Origin of the sequence: Pseudomonas sp. NY15356, from assembly GCF_048068175.1 — a bacterium.
In the GTDB taxonomy this organism is placed as follows: domain Bacteria; phylum Pseudomonadota; class Gammaproteobacteria; order Pseudomonadales; family Pseudomonadaceae; genus Aquipseudomonas; species Aquipseudomonas putida_K.
In genome coordinates this window covers 19,693-35,304 of sequence record NZ_JBLUPW010000014.1, presented here as the reverse complement: position 1 = coordinate 35,304, position 15,612 = coordinate 19,693, and the positions used below count along the sequence as shown (strand labels likewise).

Annotated in this window: 10 protein-coding genes; 4 read left to right on the top strand and 6 right to left on the bottom strand. The window is 65.0% G+C overall.

The window, feature by feature from the left end; translation table 11 throughout:
• Position 1: 1 nt before the first annotated feature.
• Both ACNFCI_RS13225 and ACNFCI_RS13220 read right to left on the bottom strand, forming a co-directional pair.
• On the bottom strand, positions 2-580 hold the full coding sequence (locus ACNFCI_RS13225; protein ID WP_084855722.1) for a helix-turn-helix domain-containing protein: 579 nt from the start codon (positions 578-580) through the stop codon (positions 2-4).
• The gene (locus tag ACNFCI_RS13220) at positions 573-1,862 is read right to left on the bottom strand and encodes an NAD(P)/FAD-dependent oxidoreductase (protein WP_368829144.1); all 1,290 of its coding nucleotides are present in this window, start codon (positions 1,860-1,862) and stop codon (positions 573-575) included. Before ACNFCI_RS13220 ends, ACNFCI_RS13225 begins: the two co-directional genes overlap by 8 nt.
• Before the next feature lie 166 nt (positions 1,863-2,028).
• Between ACNFCI_RS13220 and ACNFCI_RS13215 the strand changes: the two genes are divergently transcribed.
• From ACNFCI_RS13215 to ACNFCI_RS13200, 4 genes are all read left to right on the top strand, one after another.
• Complete coding sequence (locus ACNFCI_RS13215) at positions 2,029-6,747, top strand: NEL-type E3 ubiquitin ligase domain-containing protein (RefSeq protein ID WP_416768013.1); 4,719 nt, start codon at positions 2,029-2,031, stop codon at positions 6,745-6,747.
• A 94-nt stretch (positions 6,748-6,841) separates the two neighbouring features.
• Positions 6,842-7,729 carry a LysR substrate-binding domain-containing protein gene (locus tag ACNFCI_RS13210; RefSeq protein ID WP_368829163.1) on the top strand — a complete coding sequence of 296 codons (888 nt, stop codon included), beginning with the start codon at positions 6,842-6,844 and terminating at the stop codon, positions 7,727-7,729.
• A 95-nt stretch (positions 7,730-7,824) separates the two neighbouring features.
• Positions 7,825-8,934 (top strand): agmatine deiminase, encoded by a 1,110-nt coding sequence (aguA, locus tag ACNFCI_RS13205; RefSeq protein ID WP_084855719.1) that lies wholly within the window; start codon positions 7,825-7,827, stop codon positions 8,932-8,934.
• Positions 8,934-10,031, top strand: a complete 1,098-nt coding sequence (locus tag ACNFCI_RS13200; RefSeq protein ID WP_084855718.1) for an extracellular solute-binding protein — start codon at positions 8,934-8,936, stop codon at positions 10,029-10,031. Before aguA ends, ACNFCI_RS13200 begins: the two co-directional genes overlap by 1 nt.
• Positions 10,032-10,150: 119 nt before the next feature.
• Here the strand turns inward: ACNFCI_RS13200 and ACNFCI_RS13195 are convergent, their stop codons facing one another.
• The 4 genes from ACNFCI_RS13195 to purB all read right to left on the bottom strand — a co-directional run bounded on the left by ACNFCI_RS13195 (position 10,151) and on the right by purB (position 15,402).
• A complete protein-coding gene (locus tag ACNFCI_RS13195) occupies positions 10,151-12,112 on the bottom strand; it encodes a DNA topoisomerase III (protein WP_416768012.1) in 1,962 nt (653 codons plus the stop codon).
• A gap of 244 nt (positions 12,113-12,356) precedes the next feature.
• A complete protein-coding gene (locus tag ACNFCI_RS13190) occupies positions 12,357-12,791 on the bottom strand; it encodes a GNAT family N-acetyltransferase (RefSeq protein WP_084855716.1) in 435 nt (144 codons plus the stop codon).
• Positions 12,784-13,950 (bottom strand): cupin domain-containing protein, encoded by a 1,167-nt coding sequence (locus tag ACNFCI_RS13185; protein WP_084855715.1) that lies wholly within the window; start codon positions 13,948-13,950, stop codon positions 12,784-12,786. Before ACNFCI_RS13185 ends, ACNFCI_RS13190 begins: the two co-directional genes overlap by 8 nt.
• 81 nt (positions 13,951-14,031) lie before the next feature.
• Positions 14,032-15,402, bottom strand: a complete 1,371-nt coding sequence (purB, locus tag ACNFCI_RS13180; RefSeq protein ID WP_084855714.1) for an adenylosuccinate lyase — start codon at positions 15,400-15,402, stop codon at positions 14,032-14,034.
• Between the last annotated feature and the right edge of the window lie 210 nt (positions 15,403-15,612).

The following is a 15,612-nucleotide window of genomic DNA, read 5'->3' as shown; positions in this document are numbered from 1 at the left end:
CTCAACGGAATACCCAGAGGACGCGGGTCGTCTGGTCGGTCAGGTTGGCGTAACGGAACTGGCTGTGCGGCGGCAGCTGGAAACTGTCGTTGGGGCCAAGGGTCACCGGCTCGTCACGGCCTTCCAGCCAGACAGTCAGTTGCCCTTCGAGCACGAACCCGCCCTGTTCGGAGCTGTCGTCCAGGTGCCCCTCGCCACTGCTGGCGCCGGGCGCCAGGTGGCTTTCGAGCATGGAGAAGCTGCCGGTGAGGGTGGGCGAGACCAGCACGTCGGTGACGCCCTCGGCGTAGTAGATGGTGCGCCGCTCGCCGGGACGGGTGACCCAGCCCAGCGCCCGGGGCTGGTTGGCCTGGTAGAAATAGGTGGTCGGGACGTGCAGGGCTTCGCTGATGGCGGTGAGGTCCGCCACGGTCGGCCGCGACAGGCCGCGTTCGACCTGGGACAAAAAGCCCAGCGAGCGGTTGACCCGGCTGGCCAGCTCGCCCAGGGTCAGGCCCCGGTGTTTGCGCAGGTCGCGGATCAGCAGGGCCAGGCCCTGGGTGTCTTCGTCGGTGCGCCGTGCGGCGTTGGCTTCAGACATGGTCGCGCAACCTGTACCAGGCCTTGGCGGCGGCCTCCAAGGGCGCGGCCATCAGCTCCCCGCCGGGGAAGCGGCCGTTGTCGATGCCCTGGTACAGGCCCAGCAGGTCGTCATCGCCGAGGATCGCATCGCTGACCGCTCGCGCTCCGGCCAGGGTCGGCAGCACGCCGTGGCCGGAGAAGCCTTGCAGCCAGTAGCGCTGGCCCTGGCGGCCGATGTCTGGGGTGCGCTGGATGCTGCAATCGATATGCCCGCCCCAGGCGTAGTCCAGGGCCACACCGGTGAGCTGGGGGAATACGCGTTCCAGGTACGGGCGGGTGGCGCTGGCGACATCCTTGGGGATACCACCCAGGTAGGTGCAGCCGCCGCCGAACAACAACCGATGGTCGGGGGTCAGGCGGAAATAGTCGGGCACGAACTGGTTGTCGATCACGCAGCTGTTACGCGGCAGCAGCGACTGGGCGAAGTCCGGCTCCAAGGGCGCCGTGGCCACCTGGTAGGAGCCCACCGGCAGCAGGCGGCGCGAGAGGTTGCGGTCGAGGCGGTCGATATAGGCATTGCAGGCCAGCACCAACACCTGGCTGCGCACCTCGCCGTGGCCGGTGCGGGCGACGAACCCTGCGGCGCTTTCGTGGTAGTCGAGCACCTGGCTCTGCTCGAAGATCCTGCCGCCGGCGGCCTCGATGGCCGCGGCCAGACCCTGGGCCAACTTCAATGGATTGAGATGGGCGCCGTTGGGGTCGTACAAGGCGGCCTGGTAGCGCGGGCTGCCGATCCATTCGGGCAACTCGTCGCGGCGGATCAGGCGCAGGCAGTCGTAGCCCCATTTCTGTTCCGCCTCGCGCAGGGCTTCTTCGAGCAGCTTCACCCGGCGAGGCATGACGGCGGTCCACAGGCTGCCGACCCGGTAATCGATGTCGAATCCGTGGCGCCCGGGTAGGTCGCGCAGCTCTTCGGCGGCCCAGCACATGCTATCCCAGAGCCGACGTGCCCGCTCCACGCCCAGGGCCTTTTCCAGGGGCGGCATGTCGCACGACCAGCCCAGCAGGGCCTGGCCGCCGTTGCGCCCGGAGGCTGCCCAGGCCACCCGGCTGGCTTCCAGTACGGCCACCCGCTTGCCGGCCAGGGCCAGGCGCAGGGCGGTGTGCAAACCACTGAAGCCTGCGCCGACGATCAATATGTCGACGTCCAAGACACCCTGCAGGGTAGGGCGTAAAGGGAGGGTGTCGGGATAGGTCTGGGCGTAATAGCTGGCGACGTGCTGCGCGGATTGCTTGAACATGCAGGCCTCGTGAAATTTGTTTTTATTTATTTCATGAAAAAATAGCAGATAAATTTCATAGCGCCAGCGGTGCACGACCGAATGCACTGGGTATTAGCTATCTATCCGTTGTCAGGCGTTACCAGTGGTTAGCCTGCGCTCTCCATTCTCAGCGGGAGATACCCCCATGGCAGCCACCGGACGCAGGAAGCCTACGGTCGATACGCTGGCCATTGCCCAGCACTTTCAGGACCAGCGGATCGTCAAGCGATTGCCGCCCTGGGTCATCGACATCCACGCCATGTTCTACCCGGTCTTCGTCGATGCGCTGGTGACTGGCCTGGAGTGTCGCCTGCGCCTGCAGACGTTATGGTCGGGGGTGGAAAAAATCGACGTGTTCGCCAAGCGCAAGCTGCAGGAGCGCATGCGCGAGGACTATGGCGATGCTGTCGACATCGACCAGTTGTATTTTCGCCAGCAGTATCACTTCATTTCCCCTAGCACCGGTGTCTGGGCGGGGCACTACCCGCTGCAGGACCGTGACGAGCTCGACATCCCCCTGATCACCGCTGCGTTGCATAATTTCCAGGAGAAAGAGACGCGGCCCGACGGGCAGCCCAAGCGCAACAAGCTGGTCGATGCACAGGGCAATGAGGTGGACCGGCCCAGTGCATTGGAGTTCGCCAAGTTGTGCCGCGAGCTCGACCACGGCCAGCAGTACCAGAACCATCTGAGTGCCATACTCGATGCGCCCGCTGCTGCAGGTGAACGGGATTTCAAGACTGCCTTGGCCGAGCTGCAGCGCTCATCGATGACGGTCGATGCATTCAAGGCCTACAGCGAAAAGATACTGTCCTGGTCTGAGCTGCAGGTGGTGATCCGCTTGCATGAAAGTGCAGAACCCGGATCGTTGGACGGGTTGCCGGTGACTGCCAAGCAGTTGCGTGCATTCGGATGCGACCTGCAACAGATCGTCGTGCTCGATGCCGTCAAGGGCGGCTTGGGGGGGTATTCCAGCAAACGGGTTTTGGTCTACATCCCCGATGATCCGGTCAGCCCGTGGTGTGCGGCAGACAACCTCGATGCATTCGCCCGCAAGATCCTGGGCAAGCGTCTGCGAAACGCCGAGTATCGGCATTTCTTCAGCCGCTTCGTGCTCCATCGCGACAGGCCCTCGTTCTTCAGCAAGGTCATCAAACGTCTGGGAGACGTCGCGGACTGGGCCACCCGCGACCTGGACGAGCACATGAAGGCCTACCCGAAGCCGTTGTTCGAACACCTGGCAAAAGCGCGCATCGCTCAGATCAAGGAAGACGCGGCGACCCTGGCAGCGCCTGTCGCCAGGATCGACCGTGCCAAGCAGGAGGCCTACCACGCCTGGCTCGAAACCGCAGGCTGGACGTTGTTGGGCATGGCAGGGCTGTTCGTGCCCGCCATTGGCACTGCGCTGCTCGCCGTGATGGCCTGGGAGCTTCTGGAGCAGGTGTTCCAGTCCGTCAAGGATTGGTACGAAGGGGATACCAAGGCAGCCCTCGAGCACGTCACCAATGTGATAGAAGAGGTCGCGATCCTTGGCGTGTTGAGTGCAGGTGAGATTGCCCTGCGCTCGTCCTGGAACCGTGCGGCGGCGGTGGACCGGCTGGTGCCGACCTTGCTGGAGGATGGCAGCGAGAAACTGTGGAACCAAGACCTGGCACCCTTTCGCAGCGAGCCGCCGCCTGAGCAGGCGCTCGCGGACGAGCGTGGCATCCAGACGCTGGGCGAACAGCAGTGGATCGAGCTGGACGGTCATCACTACGAAGTCGCTCAGCGCAACGAAGACACCTGGCATTTGCGCACCCAGGACCGCGATTCGCCGGTGGTGATGCGTAACGGCGCAGGCCAGTGGTATGTGCCAGGCGAGCAGACGGACCTGGTTGCCTACCGCAGTGCGCCACCGCCCAGCGAGGCAACGCCCGACGCGCAAGGCATCCATGGCCAGGGCGAGCTGCGCTGGATAAACATGCAAGGGCGTTTCTACCAGGTGTGGCAGGACACGGCCGGAACCTGGCGCCTGCGTGCCCGTGACCGTCATGCGCCGCAAGTGGTGCACAACGGGGCCGGTGCCTGGCGACTGTGGAGCGAGCAGCCGGGCGAGTGGGACGACACCCACAGGATGTTCCGTCGCCTGGGCGGCCTGTTCCGGTTGCTCTCGACCGAGCAGATCGAGCAGGTCATGGCCCTGCATGGGCTCGGTGCGGACGATCTGCGTGGGTTGCATGTCTATGGCCGGGCGCCGGACGGCGAGCTGGTCGATACGGTACAGCGTGTGGTACTGGCCAACCGCGTCCGGGACCTGATGAGCGGTTTGCGGCAAGGGCGGTCTGACCTCGACCAGGCCCTGCTGACCCAGGCACGCAGCTATGTGGCCGTCGATGTGGTGGATGACGAAGGCCTGGCCGATGCGCTATGGGCGCAGCGGCGAGGCTTTGTGCAGCACCTGTACGACGCGCTCAACCCGCTGGACGCCGAGATGCAGGTCTTGCGCCGGGACTTTGCCAGCCTCCATCGCCGGGCGGCGGAGCAGGTGCTGGAGACGGCAAGCGAAGAAGAGCGCCAACGCTTGATCGATACCGGGCAGGTGCCGTGGCGCCTGGCCGAGCTGGCCCGTGCGCACAGTTTGCGCATTCGGGGCGCCCGGGCCTTGGAGGCATTGTGTTTCGACACCCCGCAAACCCTGGACCTGGCCAAGGTCGTACTCAGGCTGCTGGCGAACCTCCCGCACATGACGAACGGAGCGCGTTGGGCGCTGTTCGACGGCGAGGGGCTGGGGCCGTTGTTGATGACGTCGGGCCAGGGCCCGCTCTACCGCCTGGTTCACCTGGAGGGTCAGTTCCTGCTGACCGACGCACAGGGCCAGGCCTTTGGCGAGGCCGGCGAACTGTTCGAAGCCCTGGCCGATGCCTTCGACGAGACCGAACAGGCTGCCTTTGGCCGTGAACAGCCCTTTGCCCAGGCATTGCGGGCTTGGCTGGTGAACAGGGTGGTCCTCAACCGTGAGGAGATGCTCAGCGTGTTGGGTGGGCATCAGCCCGCCGGTGCGTTCCTGGCGCCTCTGCAACTGAGTGATGGCCGTATCGGCTACCCGCTCAGTGGCGGCTGGTTCCGGATAGGGGCTCGCAGGCCCCGCGGGATCGCCGCACGCGTGCGACACCTGTACCCGGATTTCAATGACCAGCAGATCGAACAGTGGATCGTGCAAGTACAAGAGCAGGAGCGGGAAGGGGGCGTACAAGCCGTCCTGGACGATTTGGATGAACAATATCGCGAATTGCGTCGAACGCTCAGGCGTTGGCAATGGGCGACTATCAGCCCAGCGGAGCGCAGGTGCCGGCGGATGGTGCAGGAGGGGTTGATCAATTGCTGGCGGCATCTGGTCCCGGAGCAGGCCAGGCAGGAGATTGACTCCGTCTATATGCTCTCCTATGGCGGTGAAGGCATGAGTGCATTGAAAAGCCTGCCGAGCTTGCCGGACCGGATCAAGTTCCCGCATGTGAGTGTGCTGGCGTTGCGTAGTGTGCGCCTGGAACGGATTCCTGATGGGTTCCTGCAGGCCTTTTTCAACCTGCGAGGCTTGGAAATCACCAATTGCCGACTGCGTGAGCTGCCGTTGCACCCGATATTCGTCAACCAGCTGGAGGTGCTGGACCTTTCGGGCAATCGCATCGTGCTCAACAGGCTCCAGGCTGAGCGAATAGCCAGATGCCGTGCGTTGGTGTACCTGAATCTTTCGAACAATCCGTTGTACACGGCGCCCTCCGTTGCCGGCATGCCCGACCTCAATACACTGCTGCTGCGGGACGCCAAGTTGCTGACTGTGCCGCAGGGGGTGGTGCAGCACCAACGCCTGAGCAACTTCGATATCCGCGGCAACGAACTGAGCGATGTTCCGGCTGATCTCACGCGATCGTTGGTGTGGCGCAACGGGCGGGTGCGTATCGAGCACGAAGCGATCGACACTGCCGCCCAGCAACGCCGATGGCATGAGCCAGACCATAGCCGTGTATTGCAGCGCCTGCGTTGGCAGGATTTCGTTGCCCCGGCTGCACGCGACGATATGGCCATGGATTGGCCTCACGTGGAAACATTGACCGAGAGCCGGAACTTCTTTCATCTGGTCGCGCAACTGTCGACGTCCGAGGGTTTTGCCTGGGATGCCTCGGCCCGAGACCTGGCCAACCGGGTGGGGCAGATGCTCGTGGTGATGCGGGACAATCCCGATATCCGTCAGGAGCTGCTCGCCAACGCCTTGGCGCAGACCTGCCAGGACAACGCCATGCTGTGCTTCCTCAATCTGGAAGTCCGGGTGCGTGTCTGGAAGGCGTTGTCCAGCGACACTGAGAGTGCCCGGGCGTTGTTGGCGCTGGCAGGACAGCTCTGGCGCCTGGATCAACTGGACGACTTCGCCTACAGGCATGCGCAGCAACTGGCCAATCGGGGCAACGAGTCCATCGAGGTGACTTTGGCGTTTCGCCTGGAGCTCAATGACCGACTGGACCTGAACCTGGAGCAGGTGACCATGGATTATCGTCCCTTGGCCGATGTCACGGACGAGGATGTCGAGCGGGCAGCGTTGCAGGTGCAAGCGGACCAGCTGGAAAGCACTTTGGTCGTCTGGATCACCGAACAGCCTTTCTGGAACCGCTACCTCGATGAACGCTACCCAACGATGTTCGAAGTACCGGATGCCCAGCATGCTGCGTTGGAGCGGTTGTTCGAGGCGCAGGCGCCACGGGAGGTGATCGATCGGATGCAGGAAGAGATCAACCGGCGTGAGCTGGAGGTGCGTATGGACCTGACGCGCAAGGCCCTGAGAAAACACGCACGCGACTGGAAAGTGCCCATCTCGTTCGACTTGGAGCCCTGAGCGGCTTGGTCGCGCATGGGCAGCGTCGTACGGTGACGGGCCGAGGATACTGTGCTATATGTCCCGCTCCGATTGCCGTTGCGCAAACCTGCCCATGCGCCGCCTGCCTTCCCTGACCGCCCTGCGCACCTTCGAGTGCGCTGCCCGCCACGGCCATTTCGGCCGTGCCGCCGCCGAGCTGTGCGTGACCGACAGTGCCGTGAGCCACCAGATCCGCCAGTTGGAAGACCAGCTCGGCGTTGCGCTGTTCGAGCGGACAGGCCGGCAGGTGCGGCCCAGTGCCGAGGCCGAGCGTCTGCTGCATCACCTGCAGCAGGCCTTCGAACTCATCGGCAAGGCCTGTGACGAACTGCGCGACCCTGCATCCCAGGCGGTGCTAAGGGTCGCAGTGACGGCAGAGCTTGCGCAGAAATGGCTGGTGGCCAGGCTCGCCGATTTCAGCAGCCGCTACCCGCACATCACCCTTCATTTGCTCGAACAGCCCATCGATGCCGGCGCTCCGGCGGTGGATGTGGACATCGCCATCACCTATGGCACCAGTGCGCTGGATGCCAGCACCCATTTCGTCCGGCCCTTGCCGCTGTTGCAATTCTTCCCGGTGTGCAGCCCCGGGCTGTTCAACCAGGGTGGGCTGAAGCGGCCGCGCGACCTGGTGCGCCATTGCCTGCTGCATGACGACCAGGACGGGCGCACCTGGACCACATGGCTGGCGACCCATGCCGAGGACGCCTTGCCCACCCGCCAGTTGTACTTTCCCCATGCGGCGCTGGCCCTGGAAGCCGCTGTGCTGGGGCAGGGGGTGGCGATGGGCGACAACCTGACCTGCCAGTCCGACCTGCAAAGTGGTCGTCTGGTGCGCCCGTTCAGCGCCAGCGTGACAGCCCAGGGCCAATACGCGCTAGTGTGCGAGCGGCTGCGCCTGGAGCGGGGCGCTGTGGCCCAATTCATCGAATGGTTCATCGAACAGATTGCCGAATCCTGAATTCAATTCACCTATCGTGAAATTTTCATCGTTGGAAGGGCGCGGCGGGCCGGCGTAGCGTGCAGTCATCACTCACCGATGACGAGGTTCGACCCATGGCGCGTACGCTGACCACCACTCCCAAGGCCGATGGTTTCCGCCTGCCCGGCGAATTCGAGCGCAAGGCGCGCTGTTGGCTCGGTTGGCCGGAGCGCCCGGATGTATGGCGCAACGGCGGCAAGCCTGCCCAGAAGGTCTGGGTCGATATCGTCACCGCCATTGCCTCCAGCGAGCCGGTGACCGTGTGTGCTTCCGCTGCCCAGTATGCCAATGCCCGGCGCTTGCTGCCGGCCCAGGTGCGGGTGGTGGAGATGACCTGCAACGACACCTGGTTCCGTGACAGTGGTGCGTGCTTCGTGGTCAACGATGGCACTGGCGAAGTGCGTGGCGTGGACTTCGAGTTCAACGCCTATGGTGGCCTGGACGGCGGCCTGTACTACCCATGGGACAAGGACGACCAGATTGCCCAGAAGATGCTCGAAATCGAAGGCCTGGACCGCTACCGCGCGCCGCTGATCGCGGAACTCGGCGGCATCCAGAGCGATGGCCAAGGCAGCTTGCTGACCACCGAGCAGTGCCTGCTCAACCGTAACCGCAATGCTCATCTGGGCAAGGAGGAAGTCACCCGCAGGCTCGAGGACTACCTGGGCGCCGAGCAAGTGATCTGGCTGCCGCGTGGCTGCAAGTTCGACGAGACCGACGGCCACGTGGACGACCTGGCGTGCTTCGTGCGTCCGGGCGAGGTGGTACTGCAATGGACCGATGACCGCAACGACCCGCAGTGGGAAATCTACCAGGAGGCCTACGATATCCTGCGCAGTACCCGTGACTGCCGTGGCCGTGAGCTGAAGGTGCACAAGCTGCCGCAACCCCAGGTGCTGGAGTGGACCGCCGAGGAGGCCGCAGGCCTGGACCAGGTTGACGGCACCCACCTGCGCCAAGCCGGTACCCGCATCTGCGCCTCCTACATCAACTATTACGCCGGCAACTCGGCCATCGTCGTGCCGCTGTTCGGTGACCGCAACGACAGCGTGGCCCAGGCCACCCTGGCCGAGCTGTTCCCCGACCATCGCATCATCGGCATCGAGAATTCCCGGGAAATCCTGCTCGGCGGCGGCAACGTCGCCTGCATCACCATGCCGCAATACGCTGCCGGAGGCCGCTGATGAACGCGCGCCCGCTGGCCCTGGCGGTCGCCCTGGGCTGTTGTGCGTCGGCGGCCCAGGCAGCCGACGCACGACAGCCGACCGTCAACCTGTACATCTGGGGCGAGTACCTCGCGCCCGATACCTTGAGCAACTTCGAGAAGCAGACCGGTATCCATGTGGTGGCCGACCACTTCGACTCGCTGGAGACGGCCGAGACCAAGTTGCTCACCGGCGGCAGCGGTTACGACGTGGTGCTCAGCGCTGGCCAGCATTTGAGCCGGGCGATCGCCAGCGGTGCCCTGCAACCGCTGGACAAAAGCAAGCTGCCACACCTGGCGGGCGTCGGCGAGGAGTTCCGCCAGCACATGGCAGTGTTCGACCCGGGCAACCGCTATGCCGGTACCTATGCCTGGGGCACCACTGGGGTGGGCTATCAGGCGCAGGCAGTGGCGGCGCGGCTCGAGGATGCGCCACGCGACAGCTGGGCGATGCTGTTCGACCCGCAGGTGGTGGCGAAATTCGCCGATTGTGGGGTGAGCCTGCTCAACGACCCCAACGAGGTGTTCGCCGCGGCGATGCGCTACCTGGGGCTGGACATCAACCAGCAGCGCATGGAAGACCTGAAGGCCGCCGAGGCGCACCTGCGCAAGGTCCGCCCGTACATCCGCTATTTCGACAACGACCGCAACATCAACGACCTGGCCAACGGCGAGACCTGCGTGGCGATGTCATGGAATGGCAACGTGGCCATCGCCCAGGCCCAGGCCCAGGCGGCGGGCAAGGGGTTCAGCCTGGACTACAGCATTCCCAAGGAAGGCACGCTGATCTGGCTCGACGCCCTGGTGGTGCCCAAGGATGCGCCGCATCCTGACGCCGCCTGGAAGCTGATGGACTACCTGATGCGGCCGGAGGTGATCGCGCCGATCACCGATACCATCCACTATGCCAATGCGATCACGGCTGCGGACCGCTTGGTGGACCCGCAGATCCGCCAGTCGCCGGGGACCTACCCACCTGCCGAGGTGAGGGCTCGGTTGTACAGCAAGAATGACAATGGCAAGCAGTTCAACCGCGAGCTGACACGGGCGTTCAGTCGGCTCAAGAGCGGGACCTGAGGCTGGGGTTCGCCTACCCCGGCGCAATCGCGGGGCAAGCCCGCTCCCACAGACGCTGGAGACAGTGCGATCCTTGTGGGAGCGGGCTTGTCCCGCGATAAGGCCAGGCAGGCGATACATTAGCTGGAGGCCTTGCGCCGTGGCTGCCTTGGCTTGCGGCTGGTGGTTTTGTTCTCGGTACCTTTCCCGGAAGCGCGCCGCTTCTTCTTCCAGGGGGCCCCTTTCCCCCCAGCCGGCACCGGCGGCCCGCTGATGGTCAGGCGCATGCCGCTGCAGCGCTGTACCAGCTTGCCCATCCATGCCGACTGCCGGGCGACGAATTCCTCCAGGCTCATCTCACCGCTCTGCACCATGTCCAGCGCCTGTTCCCAGATGGCCGTGGTGCCCGGGTCGGCGATGGCCCGGGGCACGGCATCGATCAGGCTGAACGCCGCCGGCGTGGCGGACAGGGCCTTGCCGTGCTTGACCAGGTAGCCGCGGTCGAGCAGGCCCTGGATGATGCTGGCGCGGGTGGCCTCGGTGCCGATGCCGGTGGTTTCCTTGAGCTTCTGCTTGAGCAGTGGGTCGTCCACCAGCTTGGCCACGTTCTTCATTGCCTTGATCAGGTCGCCTTCGGTGAAGGGCTTGGGTGGCTGGGTCCACAGGTCCTTGAGCTGCAGGCCACGCACGGCGCAGGCCTGGCCGTGATGCAACGGCGGCAGCACTTGCGCGGGCGGTGCTTCGCGGCCCTTGGCGGGTGTCAGCGCCTCGGGCAGGGCGCGGCGCCAGCCAGGCTCGACGATCTGCTTGCCCACCGCGCGCAAGGCGTGGCCGACGCAGTCGAACTCGGCCTGGGTGCGGTCGTATTCATGGTTGGGCAGGAACTGCGCCAGGTAGCGGGCGCGGATGAGGGTGTACACCGCCTTGTACTTGGGCGGCAGACGCGAGGGGTCGCTGGCGGCGGCGGTGGGGATGATACCGTGGTGGGCGCTGACCTTGGCGTCGTTCCAGGCCCGGGAGCGGCGTTGCGGTTCCAGGTGCGGCTGCAGTGGCGCGAGGCTGGCGTCGACGCGTTGCAGGGCCGCCAGGATCGCGGGGGCCTCGGCATGCTGGCTGAGCGGCAGGTAGCCGCAATCACTGCGCGGGTAGGTGATCAGCTTGTGGGTTTCGTACAGGGCCTGGGCGATGTCCAGGGTTTCCTGGGCACCGAGGCCGAGCTTCTTCGAGCACACCTCCTGCAGGGTGCCCAGGTCGAAGGGCAGGGGCGCGGCTTCGCGTACGCGCTCGGTGGCGACCTTGGTCACCTGGGCGCTGCCGGCAGCGCCGATGGCGGCTGCGGCCTGCTGGGCCAGGGCCTGGTTCAGGCAGCGGCCCTGGTCGTCGCAGGCGTCTTCAGGCGCGCGCCACTGGGCATTGAAGACGCTCCCGGCGCTTTCCAGCTGCACCTCGATGGCCCAGTAGGGCACGGGCACGAAGTCGGTGATGCTGCGGTCGCGGTCCACCACCAGCCGCAGGGTTGGAGTCTGCACCCGGCCCACCGGCAATACGCCCTGGTAGCCGGACTGGCGGCCGAGCAGGGTGAACAGGCGGCTCATGTTCATGCCGATCAGCCAGTCGGCGCGGGAGCGGCCCAGGGCCGAGTGGTACAGGCTGAAGGTGTCCTGCCCTGGCAGCAGGCGCGCCAGGGCCTTGCGGATCGAGGCGTCGTCCAGGGCCGAAAGCCACAGGCGCTGGATCGGCCCGCGGTAGCGGCAATGTTCCACCAGCTCGCGGGCGATCATTTCGCCTTCTCGGTCGGCATCGGTGGCGATCACCAGCTCCCGGGCTTCGCCCAGCAGCCGCTTGACTGCCTTGAACTGGCTGGCGGTCTTGGGCTTGACCAGCATCTTCCATTTTTCCGGGATGATCGGCAGGTCGGCCAGGTTCCAGCGCTTGTAGCGTTCGTCGTAGCTGTCGGGCGGGGCGGTTTCGAGCAGGTGGCCGATGCACCAGGTCACGCAGACGTCGGTGCCTTGCCAGCAGCCGTCGGCCTTGCGGTTGGCGCCGAGGACCTTGGCGATGTCTTTTGCCTGGGAGGGTTTTTCGCAGAGGAACAGGCGCATGGCCGGAAGTGCTTCATCGGAAAATGATGAGCACTAGAATGCGCAAGCCAGGGCGTGTAGGCAAGCTTTATCTGGATGGATATACAGTTTTCGGGTGGGCGCAGACCTGTAGGAGCCGCCTTGTGCCGCGAAAGGGCCGCAAGGCGGCCCCAGGTTCGAGCGTCGTCGCACAAGGCGACGGGGCTGCGATGCAGCCCTTTCGCGGCGCAAGGCCGCTCCTACAACAGGTGCTGGAGGCGCAATCTCAGGCCGGCTCGCGAGAGTCGCGCACCATGTCCACATGGGGAATGCCGGCTTCGAGGAATTCCTCGCTGACCACCCGGAAGCCCAGGCGCTCGTAAAACGGCGTGGCATGGACCTGGGCGCTGAGCATCTGTTGCTTGAGGTCGCGGTTCTGCGCCTCGATGATCACTGCGCGCACCAGCATGTCGCCGACCTTCAGGCCGCGCCAGTCCTTGAGTACCGAGATGCGACCGATGGTACCGTCGGGCAGCAAGCGGGCGGTGCCGATCGGGTAGTCGCCCTCCAGGGCCAGGAAGTGCAGGGCGTCCTGGTCCTCCGCGTCGAACTCCAGCTCTGGCGGAATGTGCTGCTCGGCAACGAACACCGCTTCGCGGATACGGCGGATATCGGCGTTGTCTTTGTGCCAGTCGGCGAGGCGAACGCTGATCTTATTCATTGGCAAACCCCAGGCTTCCTTGTTTGACCAGTTGGCAGAGCAGTGTCAGGCCTTCTTCGTCTTCCAGCCACTGTACAAGGTTTTCGATGTGCAGGGCGTCGGCGGCGCACACCAGCTTCAGCAGCTCGCGCAAGTGGCCCGAGAGCAGGCGGCTCTGGCCGCTGGCGAACAGCAGTAGGTTATCGTCGACCTCCGACCAGGCCAGGCGCGCGCTGGGGTTGCGGATCAGGATGGCGCCCTGTTCCAGGCTGTCGACCAGGTCGTCTTCGCTCAGCTCCTCGCCGGACACCAGCTCCGGGTAGCGCGGCTCGGTCATGAACTGGCCGAACCAGGTCAGCAACAGGCGCTCGTCACCCATGTGCTCGGCCAGCAGGGCCTTGAGGCGGTCCAGGGCATCGTGCTGGATCTGGTGCGGGTCGCTGGCCGGCTGGGCGTCGGCGTCGCTGTAGCGCTCTTCTTCGGGCAGGAACTGGCTGAGGAAGTCGGTGAAGTGGGTCAGCACTTCGGCGGCGCTCGGGGCGCGGAAACCTACCGAGTAGGTCAGGCAGTCGTCCTCGGCCACGCCGTAGTGGGCCAGGCGAGGCGGCAGGTAGAGCATGTCGCCGGGCTCCAGGGTCCACTCGTTGCTCTGCTCGAAGTCGGCGAGGATGCGCAGGTCGGCGTGCTCGATCAGTGGGCTGTCGCTGTCGCACATCTGGCCGATCTTCCAGTTGCGCTTGCCATGGCCTTGGAGCAGGAACACGTCGTAGTTGTCGAAGTGCGGGCCGACGCTGCCGCCGGGCGCTGCGAAGCTGACCATCACGTCGTCGATGCGCCAGCTGGGCAGGAAGCGGAAGTGTTCCAGCAGTTCGGCCACTTCCGGCACGAACTGGTCCACTGCCTGGACCAGCAGGGTCCAGTCACGCGCCGGCAGGTCGGCGAAGCTGTCCTCGGCGAACGGGCCGCGGCGCAGCTCCCAGGGGCGCTCGCCGTGCTCGAGCACCAGGCGCGACTCGACTTCCTCTTCCAGGGCCAGGCCGGCCAGCTCGTCGGGGTCGAGGGGGCTTTCGAAGTCCGGGAAGGCCTGGCGCACCAGCAGGGGTTTCTTCTGCCAGTAGTCACGCAGGAATTCACGGGCTGTCAGGCCGCCGAGCAGCTGCAGTGGAGTATCAGGATTCATGTTCAACCTATTGAAAAAACGTAGTTTTTATCCGGGAATAAAAACGCCCGGCCAAGCCGGGCGTTGAACGCGAGGATCAGCTTAGATGCGCTTGGCCTGCGCTGCGGCGTTACCGATGTAGGTCGCCGGGGTGAGCAGCTTGAGCTCGGCCTTGGCTTCGGCCGGCATGTCCAGGCCGTCGATGAAGGTCAGCAGCGCGTCAGGGGTGATGCCCTTGCCACGGGTCAGCTCCTTGAGCTTCTCGTAGGGGTTCTCGATGTTGAAGCGACGCATGACGGTCTGGATCGGCTCGGCGAGCACTTCCCAGCAGGCGTCCAGGTCGGCGGCGATGCGCTGGGTGTTGATTTCCAGCTTGCCGATGCCCTTGAGGCTGGCTTCGTAGGCGATGACGCTGTGGGCGAAGCCCACGCCCAGGTTGCGCAGCACGGTGGAGTCGGTCAGGTCGCGCTGCCAGCGGGAGATCGGCAGCTTGCTGGCCAGGTGCTGGAACAGCGCGTTGGCGATACCCAGGTTGCCTTCGGAGTTCTCGAAGTCGATCGGGTTGACCTTGTGCGGCATGGTCGAGGAGCCGATTTCGCCGGCGACCGTCTTCTGCTTGAAGTAGCCCAGGGAGATGTAGCCCCACACGTCGCGGTCGAAGTCGATCAGGATGGTGTTGAAGCGGGCGATGGCGTCGAACAGCTCGGCGATGTAGTCGTGCGGCTCGATCTGGGTGGTGTAGGGGTTGAACACCAGGCCCAGCTCGTCCTCGATGAAGGCGCGGGCGTTGGCTTCCCAGTCGATCTGCGAGTAGGCCGACAGGTGGGCGTTGTAGTTGCCCACGGCACCGTTGATCTTGCCCAGCAGCGGCACGGCGGCAACCTGGGCGATCTGGCGCTCCAGGCGGTAGACCACGTTGGCCAGCTCCTTGCCCAGGGTGGTCGGCGAAGCCGGCTGGCCGTGGGTGCGCGACAGCATCGGCACGTCGGCGTACTGGTGGGCCAGGGCGCGAATGGCATCGGCGATCTGGCGCATCAGCGGCAGCAACACGTCGTCACGGCCGGCGCGCAGCATCAGGGCGTGGGACAGGTTGTTGATGTCCTCGCTGGTGCAGGCGAAGTGGATGAACTCGCTGACCTTGGCCAGTTCCGGCAGGGTCGCGGCCTGCTCCTTGAGCAGGTATTCGATAGCCTTGACGTCGTGGTTGGTGGTGCGCTCGATTTCCTTGACGCGTTCGGCGTGCTCGAGCTTGAAATCGGTGGCCAGGCTGTCCAGCAGGGCGTTGGCTTCGGCGGAGAATGCCGGCACTTCGCCGATCTGCGGGTGGGCGGCCAGGCGCTGGAGCCAGCGCACCTCGACCAGGGCGCGGAAACGGATCAGGCCGAATTCGCTGAAGATGGGGCGCAGGGCCTGGGTTTTGCCGGCGTAGCGGCCGTCTACAGGGGAAACCGCAGTGAGCGAGGAGAGCTGCATGGGGTGTTCTCGGACAGTCAGGCTTTTGGAAGGGCGCATATCATACATGAAAATTGCGCCGCAGTTGGGTGGCTGACCAAAGGTCAGCGCTATGAATCATGTTGCAGTGCCCCTGTAGGAGCGGCCTTGCGCCGCGAAAGGGGCGCGCAGCGGACCCCGGGTCTTGGATCTGGCTTGGATCGCCGGGGCCGCTTGGCGGCCCTTTCGCGG